At 73.8% G+C, this 4,404-nt stretch carries 4 protein-coding genes; 1 reads left to right on the forward strand and 3 read right to left on the reverse strand.

Annotated elements, in window-relative coordinates; all coding sequences use genetic code 11:
* Nucleotides 1–1,163 (reverse strand): polyprenyl synthetase family protein (locus AB8Z36_RS32300; protein ID WP_369216937.1); only part of this gene is annotated, 1,163 nt, incomplete at its 3' end.
* 246 nt (nt 1,164–1,409) lie between these two features.
* Complete coding sequence (locus tag AB8Z36_RS32305; protein ID WP_369216938.1) at nt 1,410–1,979, reverse strand: hypothetical protein; 570 nt, start codon at nt 1,977–1,979, stop codon at nt 1,410–1,412.
* Nucleotides 1,980–2,469: 490 nt separating this feature from the next.
* On the opposite strand from AB8Z36_RS32305, the gene AB8Z36_RS32310 reads away from it, so the two are divergent.
* Entirely contained in the window at nt 2,470–3,207 is a 738-nt protein-coding gene (locus tag AB8Z36_RS32310; protein ID WP_369216939.1) for a S1 family peptidase, read from the forward strand.
* A gap of 212 nt (nt 3,208–3,419) precedes the next feature.
* Here AB8Z36_RS32310 and AB8Z36_RS32315 read toward each other — a convergent pair.
* Nucleotides 3,420–4,404 (reverse strand): AraC family transcriptional regulator (locus tag AB8Z36_RS32315; protein WP_369216940.1); only part of this gene is annotated, 985 nt, incomplete at its 5' end.

Here is a 4,404-nt window from a genome sequence, read left to right on the forward strand (position 1 = left end):
GCGTGCGGGACGAGCACGGCGCCGTCGATGCCGCGCAGGGCGCGCTCGGCGAGCCGCTGGATCTTCTCCTGGACGGCCGTGCGGGCGCCGGTGGCCACGAGCACGTGGCGTACCCGGTCCAGTTCGGCCTCGCCCGCTTCCGGGTCGCCCAGGGTGGTGTCGAGCAGGGCGAGCGAGGGGTGGTCGGCGGCGGCCGTGGGGGGGGGGGCGAGGGGGCGCTCCACCGAGTACAGGGCGCTCTTGAGGGCCCGCGCCACCTCGACCAGGTAGGTCGGCTTGCCCTCGCGCAGGTCCTCGCCCGACGGCTTGCCGGTGCGGCGGGGGTCGCCGAAGGCGCCGAGCAGATCGTCGCGGAGCTGGAAGGCGAGCCCCGCGCAGCGGCCCGCCGAGCAGAGCGCCTCGGTGGTCGCCTCGTCCGCCTCCGCGACGGCGGCGCCCAGGGCGAGGGGGCGCTCCACCGAGTACAGGGCGCTCTTGAGGGAGGCGACGCGGATGGCCCGTGACATGGACCGCGCGTCGGTGGCCTGGCCGTGCAGGTCCAGATACTGACCGGCCACCATCTCCATGCGCATCGCCTGCCAGAGCCCGCGCACGCGGCGTTCGGCCCCGGGCGCCAGCTCGGTGCCGGCGACCACGTCGTCGGCCCAGGCCAGCGCGAGGTCGCCGACGAGGATGGCGGCGGATCTGCCGAACGCCTTCTCGGCCGCGTTCCCGGCGCCGCCGTGCCGCGCGTACTGCGACGCGATGTCCCGGTGCACGGACGCGCCGCCCCGGCGCAGCGGGGAGCCGTCCATGACGTCGTCGTGCACCAGGGCGCAGGTCTGGATGAGTTCGAGCCCGGCGGCGATCCGGAGTGCCGCCTCGGCGCGGGCGGCGTCCGCCGGGCCGCCGCAGGCCCGCAGGGACCACCACAGGAACTGCGAGCGCATGCGTTTGCCGCCGTCCAGCGTGAAGCGGGCGACGCGCCGCGCGACRTCGTCGGCGAACGTGMCGTCGATGTCGCGCGCGGCGTCGAGCCGCTCGCCGAGGATCCGGTCGAGGGTGTGCCCCACCGCCGCCGGGACGTCGGCGTCGACCCGGGCGGGCGTCCGGGGTCGTCCGCGCCCGAGGTCCGGGTCGCCGTCGCCGCCGGTGGGTGCGGCCTGCGTCCGCGTGCGGCACATGAGGGTTGCCTCTCGTCGCGTTCTGGCGGTGGGAGCTTGCGGGCTCATACCGTCCGAGCACGTCGTTCGGATGCAGTCACGGAGCCACGGCCCGCCCCTCGGGGCGCCGTCGGGGCCGCTGCCGGACCAGTCCACCACGCGCCGGGTCCCCCGCTCTGGAGCCACGCGCCGGGGTCCACCCGCGCGGAAGACCCCGCAGGGGGCCGCCCCTCGGTGTGATGCACATCACTGAACATGACGTCATGTTCACGCGGCGCGCGGTGCCTCCCGCCGGTCGGCGGGGACGGCTGTCCGCGGTGCCTCCAGAGCGGCGCTCATGTGGCGGAAGCGGTCCAGGGAGACGCGGCGCATCCACAGGACCCAGCAGCAGAACGCCAGCACTCCGATCGCGACGATCAGCGGCACCGTCGGCGTCCCGGCGGCCACACCGAGGGCGAGCGTGCCGACGGCGATCAGACCCATGAAGCCGAGCCAGTACGGGAGCCAGCGGGCGCCGCGCTCCATCCGGCCGAGCTGCGCGGCGACGAACCGGCGCATGGTCGCCCGTTCCCCGGGGTCCCGGGGCACCTCGCGGCGCCGGACGGCGCGGCTGAGGTCGGCGATCTCGTGCGGCTCCGTGCCCGCCGCGCGGGCCGCTTTGCGGCGCTGGGCGACGACGAACGCCATGGCGATGGCGGTGTACAGCACGCCCTTCACCGCCCACCAGGCCGGGTGCTCCGCCGGGCGGAGCAGGGCGGTGACCCCCGTCGTCAGCACGAGGACCAGGGCCGCCTGCGCGGTCGGACTGCGGTCGAGGGTGCGCTTGAGGGCGCGCATGGCATGGACCTCCTCGGGTTCGGAAGCGTGCCGCCGACGGGTGGTCGCGGCTGCCGTTCCACCGGCTGTCCTCTCCGGTTACCCCGGCGGGGGCGGCGCACCGGTTCCTCGGTGGACCGCCACTGGTCGAGACCTGTGCGGTGTGTTTGACCATGCGTCAATTCGCAATGCTACGCACGTAGATACGGGTGCCCGTACGGGGTCATTCCGCTCGTTCGCCCTGGTGTGGCGCCGATGGCTGATCCAAGGTCAAGTCGCACCAGTGAACTGCGAAATACCGCAGATGAAGGTCAATGGTCCATCGGACCAATGGAATTGAAGCGCGCCGACCCCTTGCGGCAGCGGTGACTCCTCTGCCACATTCACCCCAGCCGAAATGGCATGCACGCGCCACGGTCGACCCGCCCGTGGCGTGCGCGCTCTTGCTGCATACCTATGCAGTCCTCAGTCCCTATCCGGGACGTTCCACCCCCACACGATGGAGTCGAACATGCGCATATCCAGACTCGTCCCCGCGCTCGCGGCCACCGCGATGGCCGTACTCGGCCTCGCTCCCACGGCGGCGGCGCAGGGCGCGGCGGGCACCGCGGCGCCCCACGTGGCGGCCGTCGACTCGCCCAAGCCCATCATCGGCGGCGGCTACGCCTCCAACGCGCCGTGGGCGGCCCGGCTCTTCTCCAACGGCCAGCAGACCTGTAGCGCCACGATCATCGCCCCGACCTGGATTCTCACCGCGAAGCACTGCGTCAGCGGCGGCAACCTCTCGTTCCGGATCGGCAGCCTCGACCAGACCTCCGGCGGCACCACGGCCAACGGCGTCAGCATCGTCAACAACGCCAGCGCCGACCTCTCGCTGGTCAAGCTGGACCGCTCCGTCTCGGGCAGCTACGCCCGCCTCGGCAACCCCGGCTCCGTCTCGGTGAACCAGACCGTGCAGGTCTACGGCTGGGGCGCCACCTCGCAGTGCGGCTCCGAGATCAACTGCCAGTCCCGGCTCCTGAAGGTCGCCAACGTCGTCGTGACCGGCGGCTGCCGCGACGCCTACCAGGGCCAGGCCATCTGCGCCCGGCGCGGCAACGGCATCACCGCGGGCGGCGACTCCGGCGGCCCCATGATGGCCAACGGTGCCCAGGTCGGCGTCGCCTCCACCAGCGACCGCCAGACCACCACCGCGTACACCAACGTGACGGCGTACCGCTCCTGGATCCAGAGCGTCGCCGGCGTCTGATCCGTTCTGGCCGCGCGTACTCGCCGGGTCCCGTCACCGGCGAGTACGCGCACGCATTCCGTCGTGAGCGCCTCGGGGCGCCGCCCCGTACGAAGCTCCCCCGGTTCCGCCGTAGGGGCGGCGCCCTTCAAGGATCGCCTCAAGGGCATCGGCCCGGCTATCCGCCCACGACCGGGCGCACGGCCTTTTCCGGACAGTCGGGGGCAGGGCGGTCAGCGGCCGCCGCGCCCCGCGCGCAGCGTCCGCGAGGGGCTCTCGCCGTACACCTGGCGGTACAGCGCCGCGAAGCGGCCGAGGTGGGTGAAGCCCCAGCGCAGCGCCACATCCGTGACGGTCGCGGTGCCGGGCTCCGCGGCGAGCGCGAGGAGTTCGCGGTGGACCAGGTCCAGGCGGACCCGGCGCAGATGCCCCAGCGGCGTGGTGCCCAGATGCGTACGGAAGCCCGCCCGCAGGCTGCGGACGCTCACCCGCGCGGCCCCCGCCATGTCCGCCACGGTGATCGGCTCGGAGGCGTGCTCGGCGCAGAACGCCGCCGCCCGGCGCACCGCGCCCGGCAGGACCGCGGGGCCGCGTCCCGCCACCGTCCCGCTCAGGCGGTGCGGCTGGGCGTCGAGCAGCCCGTGCACGAGGACCTGCTCCCAGTGCGCCGTCCCCAGCGGACTGCGGGCCGCGAGCTCCGAGGCGGAGAACGCCGCGAACTCCCGTACGAGACCGAGCCAGGTGGCCACCGGCCCGCTGCGCGGGTCAAGGACCGCGGTGAACGAGAGCGGCGCCGACATCGTCTCGCCGAGCCGCGCCGCGAGCGCCCGGTCGACAGTCGCCCGCGGGATGTTCAGGACGTGGTTCACGCAAGCGCCGTTCCACCGCATCGCCACCCGCTGGCCCGGACAGACCAGACAGAGCGCCGACGGCTGGGTCACCCCGTCCGTGGTGATCGTCCCGTCGCCCGCGAGCGGGATGTGGACGTTGTAGAAGTCAGGCAACTCGCCGGGCACCACGTCCACTTCGGCGCCGTACCCCAGCTCGTACAGACCGAGCTCCGCCGCGTGCAGACAGCGGAACCGGCCGTCCATCGGGTGGGTGCTCCGCACGGACATGCGGTGCGGCGCGAAGCGGCGGCTCACCAGGTCGTGCAGTTCCTCGACGTCGCTGCCCTTGAAGAGCAGCCCCGGCGGCCTCCCGCCCCGTCCCGCGGCC

Origin of the sequence: Streptomyces flavofungini (assembly GCF_041028215.1) — a bacterium.
In the GTDB taxonomy this organism is placed as follows: domain Bacteria; phylum Actinomycetota; class Actinomycetes; order Streptomycetales; family Streptomycetaceae; genus Streptomyces; species Streptomyces flavofungini_B.